Source organism: Rhodococcus sp. WS3, assembly GCF_003797085.1.
GTDB lineage: Bacteria > Actinomycetota > Actinomycetes > Mycobacteriales > Mycobacteriaceae > Rhodococcus_F > Rhodococcus_F globerula.
Genome location: NZ_RKMA01000004.1, coordinates 347008 through 362757, shown reverse-complemented (window position 1 = coordinate 362757; position 15750 = coordinate 347008). Strand labels below are relative to the sequence as shown.

16 protein-coding genes are annotated in these 15750 nt (G+C 60.3%); 10 read left to right on the top strand and 6 right to left on the bottom strand.

Annotated features, from left to right (window positions below; translation table 11 throughout):
- Nucleotides 1-72 precede the first annotated feature (72 nt).
- On the top strand, nt 73-687 hold the full coding sequence (locus tag EEB13_RS29485; protein WP_033233896.1) for a TetR/AcrR family transcriptional regulator: 615 nt from the start codon (nt 73-75) through the stop codon (nt 685-687).
- A gap of 3 nt (nt 688-690) precedes the next feature.
- Here EEB13_RS29485 and EEB13_RS29480 read toward each other — a convergent pair whose 3' ends face one another.
- Nucleotides 691-1755 carry a helix-turn-helix domain-containing protein gene (locus EEB13_RS29480; RefSeq protein ID WP_261984675.1) on the bottom strand — a complete coding sequence of 355 codons (1065 nt, stop codon included), beginning with the start codon at nt 1753-1755 and terminating at the stop codon, nt 691-693.
- A gap of 9 nt (nt 1756-1764) precedes the next feature.
- Nucleotides 1765-2736, bottom strand: a complete 972-nt coding sequence (locus EEB13_RS29475; RefSeq protein ID WP_033233752.1) for an alpha/beta hydrolase — start codon at nt 2734-2736, stop codon at nt 1765-1767.
- A gap of 92 nt (nt 2737-2828) precedes the next feature.
- Between EEB13_RS29475 and EEB13_RS29470 the strand changes: the two genes are divergently transcribed.
- From EEB13_RS29470 to EEB13_RS29460, 3 genes are all read left to right on the top strand, one after another.
- Nucleotides 2829-3422 carry a hypothetical protein gene (locus EEB13_RS29470; RefSeq protein WP_116102464.1) on the top strand — a complete coding sequence of 198 codons (594 nt, stop codon included), beginning with the start codon at nt 2829-2831 and terminating at the stop codon, nt 3420-3422.
- A 159-nt stretch (nt 3423-3581) separates the two neighbouring features.
- Complete coding sequence (locus EEB13_RS29465; protein WP_033233750.1) at nt 3582-4010, top strand: YciI family protein; 429 nt, start codon at nt 3582-3584, stop codon at nt 4008-4010.
- Between the two features lie 3 nt (nt 4011-4013).
- Nucleotides 4014-5279: an RNA polymerase sigma factor gene (locus EEB13_RS29460; protein ID WP_045065656.1), complete on the top strand. Its 1266-nt coding sequence runs from the start codon at nt 4014-4016 to the stop codon at nt 5277-5279.
- A 14-nt stretch (nt 5280-5293) separates the two neighbouring features.
- On the opposite strand, the gene EEB13_RS29455 is transcribed toward EEB13_RS29460, so the two are convergent.
- The gene (locus EEB13_RS29455; protein ID WP_141486907.1) at nt 5294-6607 is read right to left on the bottom strand and encodes a YhgE/Pip domain-containing protein; all 1314 of its coding nucleotides are present in this window, start codon (nt 6605-6607) and stop codon (nt 5294-5296) included.
- 85 nt (nt 6608-6692) lie between these two features.
- Nucleotides 6693-7679 (bottom strand): alpha/beta fold hydrolase, encoded by a 987-nt coding sequence (locus EEB13_RS29450; protein WP_141486879.1) that lies wholly within the window; start codon nt 7677-7679, stop codon nt 6693-6695.
- Nucleotides 7680-7839: 160 nt separating this feature from the next.
- Here EEB13_RS29450 and EEB13_RS29445 point away from each other — a divergent pair, with 160 nt between their 5' ends.
- The 6 genes from EEB13_RS29445 (at nt 7840) to EEB13_RS29420 (ending at nt 14686) form a co-directional block, all read left to right on the top strand.
- Nucleotides 7840-8688, top strand: a complete 849-nt coding sequence (locus EEB13_RS29445) for a fumarylacetoacetate hydrolase family protein (RefSeq protein WP_141486878.1) — start codon at nt 7840-7842, stop codon at nt 8686-8688.
- 271 nt (nt 8689-8959) lie between these two features.
- The gene (locus tag EEB13_RS29440; protein ID WP_141486877.1) at nt 8960-10684 is read left to right on the top strand and encodes a bifunctional 3-(3-hydroxy-phenyl)propionate/3-hydroxycinnamic acid hydroxylase; all 1725 of its coding nucleotides are present in this window, start codon (nt 8960-8962) and stop codon (nt 10682-10684) included.
- Between the two features lie 36 nt (nt 10685-10720).
- Complete coding sequence (locus tag EEB13_RS29435) at nt 10721-11587, top strand: alpha/beta fold hydrolase (protein ID WP_116102474.1); 867 nt, start codon at nt 10721-10723, stop codon at nt 11585-11587.
- Nucleotides 11584-12528, top strand: coding sequence for a 3-carboxyethylcatechol 2,3-dioxygenase (locus EEB13_RS29430; RefSeq protein ID WP_141486876.1), 945 nt, complete (start codon nt 11584-11586; stop codon nt 12526-12528). The genes EEB13_RS29435 and EEB13_RS29430 overlap by 4 nt, the downstream gene beginning before the upstream one ends.
- A 50-nt stretch (nt 12529-12578) precedes the next feature.
- Nucleotides 12579-13940: an MFS transporter gene (locus EEB13_RS29425; RefSeq protein WP_141486875.1), complete on the top strand. Its 1362-nt coding sequence runs from the start codon at nt 12579-12581 to the stop codon at nt 13938-13940.
- Nucleotides 13941-13987: 47 nt separating this feature from the next.
- Nucleotides 13988-14686, top strand: a complete 699-nt coding sequence (locus EEB13_RS29420; RefSeq protein ID WP_033233745.1) for an IclR family transcriptional regulator — start codon at nt 13988-13990, stop codon at nt 14684-14686.
- Here the strand turns inward: EEB13_RS29420 and EEB13_RS32145 are convergent, their stop codons facing one another.
- Together EEB13_RS32145 and EEB13_RS29410 are read right to left on the bottom strand one after the other, a co-directional pair.
- Nucleotides 14687-15034 (bottom strand): hypothetical protein, encoded by a 348-nt coding sequence (locus tag EEB13_RS32145; protein ID WP_261984674.1) that lies wholly within the window; start codon nt 15032-15034, stop codon nt 14687-14689.
- A gap of 61 nt (nt 15035-15095) precedes the next feature.
- Complete coding sequence (locus EEB13_RS29410) at nt 15096-15722, bottom strand: DUF5701 family protein (protein WP_141486874.1); 627 nt, start codon at nt 15720-15722, stop codon at nt 15096-15098.
- Nucleotides 15723-15750 lie beyond the last annotated feature (28 nt).

Here is a 15750-nt window from a genome sequence, read left to right as displayed (position 1 = left end):
GAAGGAGTGCATGTGACCCGCAAGGATCCCAATTCGTCTGCCTTGGAATCGATTACGTCCCTCGGGAGTGTGATGGCAGGCGAAGCTCCAGGCAAGGAAGATCGCTCTCGTATCCGGCTACTCGATGCGGCCCACGAACAGTTCTGCAAAGTGGGAATTCAGCGCACGTCGATGGAGGACGTGGCCCGCTCCGCTAACCTGTCCCGAATCACCGTCTACCGGAAATTTGCCACCAAGGATTCGCTCGTCGAACAGGTTGTTCTCCGGGAGTTCCGCACATACTTCGAACAATTTCTCGTTGATATCGAACTCGCGGAGACGGTGGATGATCGAATAGTTCTGGGGTTCGTGAGCTCGCTGCGTGCGATTTCCAACAATGCACTGATCTCGGCGCTCATCGACGCCGGCCCGCACGTACATGGATCGATCGTCGGCGATAACGGACGAACGCTCGCAATGGTGCGGCAGTTCGTTGCTTCGCAACTCCGCAGGGAACAGGGCGCGGGCACTATCGCGGACGAGGTGGATGTTGATCTCGTGGCCGAGATGTTCGTCCGAGTGACGGCTTCCTTTCTGATGATTCCCAGCGAGGCCGTCAACCTTCATGACGATGCGCAGATGGAGGCACTAGCACGGCAATTCCTCGTGCCGATGATCAAAACGCAGTGTTCTGAAGAGGGCCATTAACATCTACATGGCGTCGAGCACCATCATCATTGCTGTTGCACGAGCACGATTTTCGATGGTGTCGACATGGAATCCGATGTGGTGGGAAAGCTTCGCCAAGCGGTGAGCGACGCTACTGTGGTGAAGGTGCAGGCAGTCGGCCGCGGCTCTCAGTGTGCCGGATCGCAGGTACATTCTCAGTGTTTCCAGCAGTTCGGTCCCGTCCTTGGTTTCGCGAAACTCTCTGGCGCGAACCAGGTCCGGAATTCGGGTGTGATCGATCTTTGTGCCCGGTGTCAGGAGGTTGAGAGCGCCGAGATCGTCCGCGTTCACAATCGGTGTGGTGGCCGATGATTGGCTGCGGGCGAATCGCGCCGTGCCGATGAGTGTGTGTATTTCGGAAGCGGCAGCAGCCAAAGATATTCCGGCGCGGACAGGCATCACTTTTGCGATTTCGGAGAATTCTGCCAACGAGATGAATGAACCCGTCACAAGATTCAGGTATTCGCCGTCCACTTCGATTCCAGTAGCTCGACCCGGCGTCGAATCCTTCGAGAATTGTAGGCGCGCAATTTCATTGGTTGTGGACACGATGACACGCACTGAAGCGGCAGGGGTGAGGCCGAGTCCCGCGCAAGACGTCAATACTGCTAGCTCGTCCATCGGGAAGAGCAGATTGTGAGTGTGTTCGGCTTCGGTCAGCAAGCGTCGGGGCCGCAAGATGATCGCGGCGGTCAGTGCCATCCGGTCGACGAGCATCTCGTCGAGCGGCAAGTTCGCACCGGGCCGCTCGATCCATACCGTGCCGAGAACCTCGTCGTCGACGGTGATGTCTCTGATGATGCTTGGCGTGAGCTGGGGTTCTGGTGACCAACGGCCGTGAGGGTCACAACGGCGTAGATTCTTCTTGCTTCGGCCGTGTTCGGCGATCTCGATACCCGCAACACAGTCCGCCAACTGGGCGCTTGCGCGGAGAAGCGATGCTGTGTCGGCACCGTGCCGCACGAGGGCATCGAAGTAGTCGATGACGCGTACCAGGCCTGCCGAGTTTGCATCGAGCTCGGCAAGCCGGTACATCAAACCTTGCATCTTGCAAAGCTACGAGACTGGTGACAACGCGCGCAAGCCTCGCTGCAGTGCGCTGAACGCCTCGGCGCTGCTTCGTTTGGTTACCTCTGCAGTTGTGACGAGACCAGAACCGTGAAAGGTGCCGGGAAAGGAGTGGAGTTCGACGCTGACACCCGCCTGGAGTAGGCGAAGGGCGTACTCGATTCCTTCGTCACGGAGTGGGTCGAGCTCCATAGTGCACAGGTAGGTCGGGGGCAATCCTCGGAGATCGGTGGCGCGGGCCGGAGCGGCGTAGATCGAGACGTTCGGATCTTCGGGCCCCGAATACGATTCGCCGAGGTAGTACTGCCACGAAAGGATCGCGTTTGGGCGGTTCCACAGCGGAGTGTCGACGAAGTTTGTCATCGACACCGTTGTCAGCCGGTCGTCGAGTTCTGGGATCTCGAGAAGTTGAAATGCGACGGGCACAACGCCTTCATCTCGGGCTTTCAGCACTGTTCCGGCGGCAAGTCCACCGCCGGCGCTCTGGCCACCGACGGCGATGCGGCTGGGATCGATTCCCAGTTCTTCGGCGTGTGCGTGGATGTAGGCGAGCGCGGCGTAGCAGTCGTTCACGGGGCCGGGGAAGGGGGTTTCCGGGGCGAGTCGGTACTCGACATTGGCGACGGCAAATCCGAGTTCTCGCGCAACCTCAACGCAAAATGGATCAGTGGATTCGGCTGTGCCGATGGCGAATCCGCCGCCGTGGATCCAGAGAAGTACGGGGATCGGACCTGTGGCGGCAGCCGGAGTGAAGAAGCGAATGGCGACCTCGGGATCGTCGTCGATTCCGGGAGCAGATAGTTCGCGAAGCGTGACTCCGTCGAACGACAGGTCAGCCAACATGGTGCCAATTAGGGACTCGAAGTTTGCCCGTGCAGCGGGTAGGTCGGCGAAGGTGACCTTTGGGAGCATAGTGACCGCTGCGGCGAGTTCGGGGTCGAGAGTGGGGAATGATGTCATGCACCCATCATCGAGTGCGGTGTGTCTCACGTCACCAGCGGCTTGTAGGGAATTGTCGGACCTTCATCCGACGCCCGTCGGATCATCCTAGGATGACGCTGGTGGGCACACTACATCTCGTGGTCGATTCGAGCGATTCGGAAGTCGGGGCCAGGATCGGTGGACGCCCGCCCCAGGTTTTTGACGGACAGCCGATTCTGCAGACGCACGAGTATCTTCTGACGCTTGCGGCACATACGGCGCCGTGGCTCGGTGACCGAGAGCTTTCGGTATTCGTCCGTCGCGGCTTCTCCATCGGCGACGACGACCTCGAATACCCGGGCATCGGGGTTCGGGCAGTATTGCATCCGCCGTCCGCTCGTAGTGCGGCATCAGCCGGAAGACATAGTGGGTTGGGGAGCGCCGCCTTGATTCAAGTTCCCGCAGACGACGAGGTGATGCCGTTGGTACTGATCGCGCCGCAACCGGTACTCATACAAAATGAACCGTCCTATGCCGATGCCGTCGAGGCGGACGGGCATCGCTTCCTGTTCCAGATCAATGAAGAGGGGTGGCCGGTGGTTGCCGAGCCGCAATCCGAGTTCGTGGAGGAATACCTGTTTGGCTACGGCTCAGTGTATTTCTACGGGAGCGCTGACGCGACCGGGCTCGCCAATGAAGTCGTGCCGGGATTTCTCGACTTCTGAGCTGCCCGACGACCCTTCTGCCGATACCGTGGGCAACGTATTCGACCGGCGGACTTGTCCTTCGAAAATTAGTTTCGGAAGTTTGTCGATCGGCGTCTTTGCCGTTCGACGTGTAGACAGAGGGACCGAATGAGCGGTCCACAAACGAAGGAGATTCCCATGAAGTACATGCTGATCATGCGGTCCACCGACGAAGCCATCGAAGCGTCGAAGGACATGGATTTCGACGAAATTATCGCCGCGATGGGCCAGTACAACGAGTCCCTGATCAAGGCGGGAGTCCTCCTCGCAGGTGAGGGCCTGGCGATGGAGGAGGGATTCATCGTCGATTTCGAATCCGATCCGCCGCTCGTGTCCGACGGTCCGTACGGCGAGACCAAGGAGCTGTTCTCGGGCTTCTGGATCCTTCAGACCTCCACCAAGGACGAGGCCCTGGAGTGGGCCAAGCGCTGCCCCCTTGGACCGGGCAGCAAGCTCGAGGTTCGCCGCGTTTCGGAGATGGAAGATTTCGACCAGAGCAACGAGTACATCCAGAAGGAAGCCGGCTGGCGTGAAGAGTTGGGTACTGATCGCCCTGTCTCGAGCTGAGTCGTGACTGATGATGCGGTGAGGAACGCCGTCGATGCGGTGTGGCGCATTGACGGCGCGAAGATCGTCGCCGCACTCACTCGTACTGTCGGCGATTTGGATCTTGCCGAAGATGTTGCGGGGCAGGCACTGCTCGAAGCGATCGAGCAGTGGCCTGCCACGGGCATTCCCCGCAATCCGGCAGCATGGCTGACCTCCGTCGCCACGCGGCGCGCCATCGACGGGTGGCGTCGACGAGAACGCCTCGACGAGCGATACGCGCACTTTGCGCGTGAGCTCGAGAACGATGCGAATCGGTTCGACGAAGACGGTTGGGATCCGGATCGCATCGACGATGATGTTCTTCGGTTGATTTTCATGGCCTGTCATCCGGTCTTGAATCGAAAAGCTCAGGTGGCATTGACTCTTCGCGTGGTCGGAGGCTTGACGACGGAGGAAATCGCAAAGGCGTTTCTCGTGCCGACCGCAACGATGCAGCAGCGGATAGTTCGTGCGAAGAAGACCCTGACGGCGGCCAAGGTGGTCTTCGAAGTGCCTCCGCGGGATGAGTTCCCGAGTCGGTTGAGCGCTGTTCTCGGCGTGCTGTATCTGATTTTCAACGAGGGCTATGCCGCCAGTTCGGGAACCGAATGGATGCGGACCGACCTCAGCAGTGAAGCATTGCGGCTGACGAGAATTCTTGCGGAACTTGTTCCGCGGGAACCGGAAGCGCACGGTCTCGTGGCGTTGATGGAGCTGTCGGCGTCACGATTTGGCGCACGCACCACCGCCGACGGTGAACCGATATTGCTGTCGGATCAGGATCGGGCGCGGTGGGATCGGACCCAGATCACCCGCGGTCTGGTTGCTTTGGCAAGGGCGGACGACGTCGGGCGTGGTCGAGGGCCTTACGGACTGCAGGCCGGGATTGCCGAATGTCATGCACGAGCAGCAACTTTCGAAGAAACGGACTGGAAGAAGATCGTGCTGTTGTACGAGGCGCTGCAACAGCTTGCCCCATCGCCGGTCGTGGATCTCAACCATGCTGCAGCGGTATCGATGGCATACGGTCCGGCGCCTGCTCTCGAGTTCGTCGACAAGCTTGTTGCTTCCGGTGAACTTGCCGGATATCACCTGCTGCCCAGTGTTCGGGGTGAGTTGCTCGGCAGGCTCGGGCGAACCGAGGAGGCTCGTACCGAACTGCTCGAGGCCGCTCGTTTGGCCGGAAACGAACGTGAGAAGGCGGTGCTCATCGCCAAGGCGGACGCACTTCGTGACCGGCAAACCTGAGCGCGGGAACTGCTTCAGGCTGTTTTTGCGCGATGGGTTCGTTCGTAGCCTTTCCGATCGTAGAGGCGTGTGACAACAAATCCGAGCACCAGTCCGATTGCCAGGCCGAGCAACGTCATCCAGATTGCGTGGGTCAGGCCGGCGTCGCCGTGGGCGCCGAAGAACAGGATTGCGCGGGTGCCCATGTAGATCTGGTGCATCGGTTCGAACTGCGCAAGCCAGGAGTAGAGGCCGGGGCTTGCTTCGAGCGGAATCGTGCCACCGGACGATGGCAGGGCGAGGATGACAAAGACGAACAGGTTGATCAGCATGCCGAGCGAGCCGAACGCCGCCATCACCGACATGGCGGTGACTCCGACCGCGATGATCACGAGGGTGCCGTATGCCCACAAGGCAAAGCCTTGTGTGACAGGCATTCCGAGGGTGCGGCTGATCAACTGGAACAGTCCGGACACCACACCGGACAGCACGATCATGAAGCCCCATTTTATGAGAAGTGTTTGAAATCTATTGATCCCGACTACGTCGTTCTGTACGAACAGGGGACCGAACTCGGTGGGTGCGTAGCCGAGCATTCCGTCTACCAGGGAATTGACGACTGTCGCTCCGGTGAATCCGGCGAGGACCAGCAGTAGGGCGAAATAGAAAGCGACAAGACCGAATCCTGTACCGTCGGGAAGCGGATCATGCGCGACCGTAAGAACATTCACCGGATTTTCGAGGAGAAGTCGACTGGCGCCGGACAGCTGCATTCCGGTACCACCTGCCTGCAATTGTTGTGTGACAAGCGTGGTGAGTTGCTCACCCATGTTCTTGTTGACCGGCTCCAGGGCAGTTGTCCCGATCGACTGCACCAGCGACGCGGAGATGGAACCGGCTCGTGGATTGGTGTAGATGGTGATGATCGGTTGTTGCACCTCTGTGGCGGCGACGCTTCCCTGCGCCAGAGCTATTGTCTGCTGGGTGAAGTCGCGGGGGATGACGATGGAGCCGTAAAGCGTCCCGGAGCTGAGTCGTGATTGCGATTCGATGAGACTGAGCTGCTGTAAGTCGATTTTCTCGGGATCGATCCCGTTTTCGAGCGCGGCGGCGATGTCGTTTCCGAAGTTCTCGACTGCAGCGGGATCGCTTCCGGGCAAGGTACCGCCGACATCTTCGTTCACCAGAGCGATCGGGAACTCGTCCAGATGCTTCTTGGGGTCGAGGATTCCGCCCATGTACAGCGCAGCGAGCGCCGACATCAGCAACAGCACAACGATCACCGGTGCCAGCCAGAATCGCGGTGTGTGCAGAACTGAACGGGCGGATGGCTTGTCGTGTGTGCTCATCGTCAGTCGACCGGCTTTCTCGTGCGCGGACAGTGTGTGACTGAGCGTAGAGGCAAAGGTGTGGTGCTGCCGTCCTTGACGTTCTTCAGGAAAACCACTGATCCGGATTTGTTCGAGCAGCATCAACAACTTCGTCGATTGCATCGGTCGTGAGCCCAGGCTGCTCGGTGTGGACGTAATGGCTGGCATCGGTGTCCAGATCGAGGTGTGCGTGTAGCCGTTCGGCCAGAGCCTGCTGTCCGGCAATGTGGGCGGCGAATATCGTCGGACCGAAATCGACAGGTATCCCTGGTGGCAATTCACCTGCAGCCGAGAGTGGTTCGAGGTCGAAGGGTTGATCGGAGACAAGGATGCCAACCGGCATCGGAGGGGGATCGCCTGCGTCGCGTAGTGATTGGAAGCTGGGTTCCAAATTGCTCTTCTCCTGGTTGTACGGTTCGAGATCAGGAGAGTAATTGCTGTTGAGCGTGAGCCACCACTGCTGCTCTTGTGGAGTCAGGCCGTCGTAGAGAAGTTCGGTGAGGGTATCCACGAGGACCAGGCCGTCGACATCGGTCGGATAGGTGTCGGCATAGAGCCGAGCGATCAAGCCACCCCAGGAGTGGGCGACCAGGACGTAGGGGCCGGGAACGTCGGCCGCACTCAGCAAAGCGTGAAGGTCGCGCATTCCGTCTTCGGCGGTGGTGGGCTGGGGGACAGGAGTGGAGCGGCTTGCGTCTACTTGCTCGCCGGTGATGGTGACAGTTCCGGGGCGGTCGTAAGCGCACACCCGGGTCGTCTCGGCCACGCCGTCGAAAACTGCAGTTTCGGTCGGATTCGGATCTGCGACGGTTTTCCAGACATCTGCGCGATCGGTTCGACCGGACACGAACACGACCGTGGGCGATCCGGTCCCCTTGCAGGTCAAATACATGCTGCGGCCGTCACCGATGTCCACCAGTCCGGCGAAGTCGCCATTGCTTGGGGAAGCAGTGGTCGAGCTGACTTTGGGACTCGTCGAATTCGAACAACCACCCAAAATCAGTGCGGTGCAGGCGGCAAGTGACGCCACGGCTCGTGAGTTGAGGTTCATGATCTTGCTCCTCGGGATTGGCAGTGTGCCCAACGTCCGGGGTACCCGCGTTGTGCGCCGCCTAAAGGCCGACTGTCGGGAGCTGTGCTTGAGATCGCCGTTAGGTTCGGGAAATGTGCGCCTCGGCGTTTGTCACTATTCTTTCGAAAGGTAGTTCTCTATGCGTATTTACAACTTATCGGGCCGGGCCTGTCTTGGAATGGACGCCGGTGCTGTTGATATCGAGATTGCCAGCAACGGGACCTTCTCCTCGGACGTGCAAAGTCTTTACTCGCGGTGGGATGAGTTCGTGCGGTGGGCGAGTGAGTTCGAGGGCGCTCCTGGAGTGAAGATCGACAACTCGGCGTTGGGAAGCCCGGTGCCGTTGCCGCCACAGATCTTTGCGATCGGCTTGAACTACCGGGACCATGCAGTGGAGTCCGGCCTGGAGATCCCCGAGATACCGGTGGTATTCGGGAAGTTTCCGGCGTCGGTGACCGGTCCACGCGGCAAGATTCTGTTGCCGGAGGGCGCTGTCGATTTCGAGACCGAACTTGTCGCGGTGATCGGCAGGCGGGCGGAGAACGTGAGTGCCGCGGATGCATGGGGTCATGTAGCAGGACTGACCGTGGGCCAGGATCTGTCCGAACGGCACACACAATGGCGAGGTACCGCGCCGCAGCAGTTCGGTCTGGCGAAGTCGTTCCCAGGTTTCAGTCCGATGGGGCCGGTCTTGGTCTCACCCGATGAATTCGAGAATCCGAATGATCTCGAGCTGGGATGCTCGACCAACGGCACCTTGATGCAGAAGAGTCGCACCAGCGACATGATCTTCACGATTCCGGAAGTTATCGAGTACCTGTCCCGCATCGTGCCTCTTCTGCCGGGCGACGCGATCTTCACCGGTACGCCGGCAGGTGTCGGCTTCAGCCGCAACCCGAAGGTGCTGCTCGGAGCGGGTGACACGCTGACGACATACGTGGAAGGTATCGGCGAGATGCGGCATACCTTCGATCTCAGGGTCGTCTAGAGGCTTCAGATCTGCGCAATGGCCGCGCCGGAGGTGAACAACCTCCGGCGCGGCCATTTTGTGTCTCGGGCACATGGAGAAGGCCGGAAAACCATGCTCTAGCTGCAGTTTTGATGCCGCGCCATTCTGTCTGAGCGATCCCATCGGGCACCAAATGCGGCCCCGGTCACAAAAGCTCATTGACGTACCCCGCTTCGTGGTTTCTAATAGACGCATCGTGCATATAGTGCGCTAAGGCACGCGATAGTTGCATTAGCGCAGATAGGAAGCCATGAAAACCACTCAGGACACCGAAGTACTCATCGTCGGCGCCGGTCCCGCCGGCCTGATGTTGGCGAACATCCTCGGCATGTACGGCAAGCAGGTCACCGTGCTCGAGGCCATGGATACGCTGATCGACTACCCGCGTGGTGTGGGACTCGACGACGAGTCGTTCCGCACCATTCAGACGGTGGGCCTGGTGGATGCGATCCGTCCGCACACAAATCCGCAGCACATCATGCGTCTGGTCAACGGTGCCGGAAAGGTCATGCTGGTCAACAACCCGCAGACCGTGGAATTCGGCTGGGAACGTAAGCACGGCTTCATCCAGCCAGAAGCCGACAAGGCGCTGTATGAGGGACTGTCCCGGTTCGGGAACGTTCAGGTGCTGTTCGGTCATCGCGTCGAGAACGTCGAAGAAGACGGCCAGTCGGTTACCGCTATCGCGTTGGTTTCTCGCCCCGACGGAACCATCGAAGAACGGCGATTCAGTGCGCAGTACCTGGTGGGGTGTGAAGGTGGCAAGTCTCCGACCCGCAAGCGTCTCGGTGTCAGCTTCGAGGGTGAATCACCTTCTACACGTTGGCTTGTCGTGGACGTCAACAACGATCCGCTGGGAACCCCCAACGTGTTCCTGGGTGCCGATCCGAAGCGTCCGTACGTGTCCATCGGTCTACCCCACGCGGTTCGGCGCTGGGAATTCATGCTGCACGACGACGAAACCGAAGAGCAGGTCACGGACCCCGACTACGTGAATGCTCTTCTGGCAGATCATGTTCCCAACCCGGCGGAACTCGATTTCATTCGACGACGCGTCTTCACCCATCACGGCCGCGTCGCTTCCGACTTCCGCAAGGGCCGCCAATTGATCGCGGGCGACGCCGCGCACCTGATGCCGGTGTGGATGGGTCAGGGCTGGAATTCGGGTATGCGCGACGCAACCAACCTTGGGTGGAAGTTGGCCGCCGTACTTTCCGGTCAGGCGGACGACGCACTGCTCGATACCTATACGTCGGAGCGCAAGGATCACGCCCAGGCAATGGTGGATCTGTCGCTGACGTTCGGACGGCTCATCAAGATCACCAATCCGGTCGGTGCTGTACTCCGCGACGCTGCGTCGTCGGTACTCAATCTCTTCCCTCAGGTCAAGAGCTACTTCGCGGACATGCGCTTCAAGCCGATGCCGCGCTACACCAGGGGAGTGCTGGCCGACCCGAACACTCGGGAATCGGGAAGTGCAGCAGCGAAACTCACGAGCAAGCTCATCCCGGTGCTGACCGCCAACGTCAAGAACTCACCGGTTGGCGTCCAGTTCCCGCAGCCGCGTGTGAACTCGCGGGATGCGTCGGACCAACTGCTCGACGACGCGATCGGCAACTGGTGGTCGGTAATCGTGTGGGGCAACAGCCCCAAGGACGTGCTCCCACAGGATTCGCTCGACAAGTTGTCTCTACTCGGTGCCCGCCTTGTTGCGGTAGTTCCGGAGACCCAGCGCGAATGGGCTCAGAAGCACATGGATCCGGACGTTATGGTCCTCGGCGATCACACCGGCCGACTCAAGAAGTGGTTCGACGACCGTCCCACTCCCTTGGTCTTCCTTCGCCCCGACCGTTTTGTTGCCGGCGCCTGCCTGACGCAGCATGCCCCGGAGACGTTGGACGCGATCCTGGCCGCAATGAAGTTCACGCCGGTCGGCGCTGTCGCGGACGCGGTCGCAGTGCCGGTCGCGCTCTAACCATCCGCCACACACACTTACGAGAAAGCCAGATATATGACTACAACCGGGATTCCCGCGTACATCACCGACGATTTCTTCGGCCTCGAAGACAAGTGGATCGAGACCGCAGACGGCGAACTCACCCACTACCACGAACTGGGCGAAGGTACCCCGATCCTGTTCCTGCACGGTTCGGGCACCGGCGTCACCGCCGCCGCCAACTGGTGGCTCAATCTTCCGGTTCTCAGCGAGCAGGGGCGTTGCATCGCAATCGATTCCATCGGCTACGGGCAGAGCGTTGTTGCTCCGAACACCGAGTACGGCATCAAGGAATGGGTTCGCCACGCGGTGCGCGTTCTCGATGCCCTCGGCATCGAGAAGACGTGGATTGTCGGAAACTCCCTCGGTGGTTGGCTTGCATTCCAGTTTGCTATCGATTTCCCGGAACGCCTTCTGGGGATCGTGTCGATGGGCACGGGCGGCGCAAAGTTGACGGGCGCGCTGGCCGGTCACTCCAACCCGAACCTGACCGAAGCGGGGATTCGCAAGACCCTCGAACTCTTTGTTGTCGACAAGTCGCTTGTCACTGACGAATTGGTGTCCCTGCGCTACCAATCCGCGCTCAACGATACGGCCTCGGATCGCCTCGCCGAGGTGGTCGCAGCCCGAGACCGTGACCGCACCGAACTACCGCTCGATTTCGATGTGCTCTCCCGCTTGGATGTTCCGGTTCTGCTGATCCACGGTGTCCAGGACGTGGTGATCCCCGTCTCGCGTACGTGGGAGTTACTCAACGTCATCCCGAATGCCGATGTGCATATCTTCAGCCAGTGTGGCCACTGGTCACAGGTCGAGCGGGCAGAAGAGTTCAATACCGTTATCACGCAGTATCTTTCCGCTCGGGGTGTGAGCCGGTCATGAAGCAGGCTTTGCTGTGCATGTCGCACAGCCCACTGTTGCACCACCTCGACCCGCCGGCCGATGTCAAAGCATCGGTGGAAGCAGCGTTCGACCAGGCCCGCGCATTTGTTCACAATTTTGATCCCGATGTGATCGTGAACTTCGGACCCGATCACTACAACGGATTCTTCTACGATCTGATGCCGCCGTTCTGCATCGGCTACAAGGCAAAGGGCAGTGGCGATTACGACTCGTTTGCCGGTGAACTGAACGTGCCGGAAGCTATGGCCGAGGACTTGGCGCAGTTCGTGATGGATCAGGGGCTCGACATTGCGATTTCACGTCAGATGGAGGTCGATCACGGTGCGGTGCAACCGATGGAGATCATCTACGGAGACGTAGCGTCCAAACCGCTGATCCCGGTCTTCGTCAATTCGGTTGCCAGGCCGTTCGTGAAGGTTGCCCGCGTGCGTAAGTTCGGCGAGGCCGTCGGCGCGTATTTCAAGAATTCCGACAAGAAGGTGCTGTTCATCGGTTCCGGTGGGCTGTCACATGATCCGCCGGTTCCGCAGATCGCCACCGCCAACGAGGCTCAGCGCAAGATGCTGACCGACGGCCGGAATCCGACGCCGCAGGCGCGTGCGGCCAGGCAACAGCGAGTCATCGACACGGCCGTCAAGTTCGCGGCGGACGAGGCCGACATCATGGATCTGAATCCGGAGTGGGACAGAGGATTTCTCGACGTGTGCGCGTCCGGGCGGATCGAGGATTTCGATCGCTACACCGCAGACGACATGGATGCGGTAGCCGGGCACTCCTCGCATGAGGTGCGCAACTGGGTGGCTGCCTACTCTGCCCTACGGGCCTGCGGTGAATACGAGATCGCCTACGAGTTCTACCGGCCGATCAAGGAATACATCTCCGGCTTTGCCGTCACGACCGCGATTCTGCGGGATATCTGATTCTTGCTACTCGGGGGAAGCCCCCTCCCATCTTATGAAAGTAGACCTCGATGGATGTTCGTGAAGCGATTCGGACGCAACCGATGCGCCGATATCAGATTTCGACAATCGCGATCTGTCTGATCCTCAGCATGATCGACGGTTTCGAGATCCTGGTCATGGCGTTCGTAGCGCCTCACCTCGGAAAGTCCTGGGACATCAGCTCCGTCGAGATCGGCTACCTGCTCAGTGCCGGCATCATCGGCACGGCTCTCGGTGCAATTTTCATCTCCCCATTGGCGGACAAGATAGGTAGGCGCCGGCTTGCGATCTGGTGCCTGGTCGGCATCACTGTCGGAATGGCGTTGTCTGCCTGTGCTGTCAACGTTCCCCAGCTCATCGCGTTCCGTGCGTTTGCGGGCCTGGGAATCGGTGGGCTGGTCGCGAACCTGAATGTTCTTGTATCGGAGTTCAGTTCGGACAGGCGTCGTGGCACCGCATTGGGAATCTATGGTGTCGGCTACCCGCTCGGTGGAGCCGTGGGTGGCGCGATTTCCGGCGTCCTGATTTCCGTGTTCGACTGGCGGTCGGCGTTCATCTTCGGCACGATCATCACCGCAATCATGCTGGTTGTCGTGATCAAGACCCTGCCGGAATCCATCGAGTTCCTCATCGAGAAGCGGCCGGTCGGGGCACTGGAGCGGTACAACGAGATCGCGGATCGGCTCGGCTACGAGCAGTCGTCGGAACTGCCCGTTCCGATTCGAAAGACCGAACGTGTTGTGCGGGACGGCCTTTTCAAGGGAATCATGCTGCGTCGCACGGTTTTCCTCTGGCTCGGGTACTCATGCTTGATCGCGTCGTTCTACTTCGCCAATACCTGGACGCCGAAGTTGCTGTCCGATGCAACGGGGGATTCGAACATGGGCGTCACTGCCGGTGTGCTCGTCAACGTCGGTGGTGTCATCGGATCGATCATTTTTGCGGGCCTGTCGATCGTGTTGCGGCCGAGAGTTGTGACAGTTCTCTTGATGTTCGGTGGAGTATTTGCGTTCATCGGTTACGCCTCCGGATTCCACATCGTCGCCCTGGCTTTGACGCTCGCGGTACTGGTCGGCATTTTTGCCAATGGCGGCATCACCGGTTTCTACGCGATCAGCCCGCCCATCTACCCGGCGGCAGCCCGGGGCACCGGTGTGGGCTGGATGATCGGGTGCGGTCGCACGGTCTCGATTATCGCTCCGATTCTGACCGGCTACCTGCTCGATGGTGGCTGGACTCCGAAGAGCGTCTACATGATGTTCGGTGGGGTGTTGGTGATCGCCGGAATCGCGACGTTGCTTCTCGACGCGACCTACCGCGGCCGCAGTGAGAATCCGGAGACTCCGGAGGCGAGACGGGAAGAGGACCTGGCCGCCGCAGCCACTGCTTGAGGATGTGCCGATCCGGCGTCAAGCCCCGAGAGAATAGAGTCAAGGGCGTGGCTTCAGAATCGAATGGGTCGTCCGGCAAACAACCGGGCTCGCAAACGCTGGCGAGGGGATTGCAGGCCCTCGAATTGGTTGCCACCACTCCCGATGGAATGACAATTCAGGAAGTTGCCGATGCCCTGGGTGTTCACCGGACCATTGCGTCGCGGTTGCTCACCACTGTGGCTGACTTCCGCCTCATCAAGCGCGGTGCGGACGGCAAGTACCGGGCCGGGGGTGGATTGGCAGCGCTCGCTCGGGACTTGTACGCCGGCCTTCGGGACGAGGCGACACCGTTGTTGCGTCGGCTCGCGAATTCCTTGGGCGCGAGTGTTGCGCTGTTTGTCGCGGAGGGCTCCGAAGCTGTGGCCGTCGCCGTTGTCGAGCCGAAGAATGCTCGGTACTGGGTGTCGTTCCGTGAGGGTGGTCGCCACCCTATCGACCGCGGCGCCGCAGGCTATGCGTTGTTGGCCGGGCAGCCGCCCGTCCCCGGGGAATCGAGTCGAGTCACCGATGCCCGCCGGGACGGCTACGTCGTCAGTTACGGCGAAGTCGAGCCGGGATACTGGGGTCTCGGCGTGCCGTTGACACAGCCGGCCAATGAGCCGGCCGGTTGCCTGACGTTGATTACCGCGTCCGAGGATCTGGCCCGCGGCGCAGTGCGCGAACTGATGGAGGCTGCTGAAAAGATCAGCGGCACAACACACTAGCTACAAGTGCGGCAGTATTCCCACGAAGAACGATGCGCTCAGGGCAAGCCCGATGATGCCGGTGATCAGGCCGACGACGGCATCTCCCGGCAGCGTGCTACTCGGATCCCGGCCAAGGCGGCGCAAGGTGAACACTCCCATGACGATGGCGCCCGCACCGAGCACGATGCCGACGCCGAAAGCCCAGAACACGAGTACCGACAGGGCGCCGAGCATCTCCGATCTTTCGCCCCATCGCGCAGTGCGTTGCGCCGGCGTCGGTGGTGGCCACTGCAGCGATGCGGACGACATGGCTGTCCCGAACCGGTGGGTGCGATTGCGAAGAGACTGGTCACTGAGAAACATCATGTACTCCACTGGACTGGGTAGGCGAGCAGTCGGTACTGCTGTCTACCCGGTCTCCGTGGATCTATGCGTTGATCGGCACTCGCGTATTTGCCGACGCAAATCCCAACCAGGTGTGACGGTTGCCCGCCCAGCACCAGCCGACTTTGGGGGCGTTTCGATTGTCCTTACCGTCGCGCCCGGTTCCGTTGCTGATCCACAGGGCGGGGGTACGCGTATCCAGTGCGCCGTTGGGTTTGCGCAAGCGTGAGCCGATGGTCATGAAGCAGTGACCACGTTCGAGAACGTCCGGGCATTGGAGCAGCCAGTGGATACCCTCGGTGAGCGTCAGTGGCGTGCGCCCGGCTTCGAGGATTGCGGGTAGCGCTTCGTCCGGACTCCAGTTGGACATTGCGTCGCCTCGGTCGAGGTCCTCGAGTAGATACAGGGGATTGTCCGGGGGCACTGCGTGCTCGGTGGGAGTGAACTGATCTACATCGGTCATGTCGGTGACAACAAAGCCGTGTTTGCCCTGGCGTTCGAGAAGGTGGGCCAACGATGAAGCGGGAGCGTACTTTTCGTGGATGGTGAGCAGAGAGTTCTCGGCGCGGGACGTTGCTGCTGCACGTATCGCAGTGGGGGAGATCCCGGCGATGTCGCCGATACCGAGAGCTATGAGTCGTTCAGCCTGCTGATCTAGAGGTGGGAGCACGGTCCCCGATGGTAGCGAATCTTGCGTC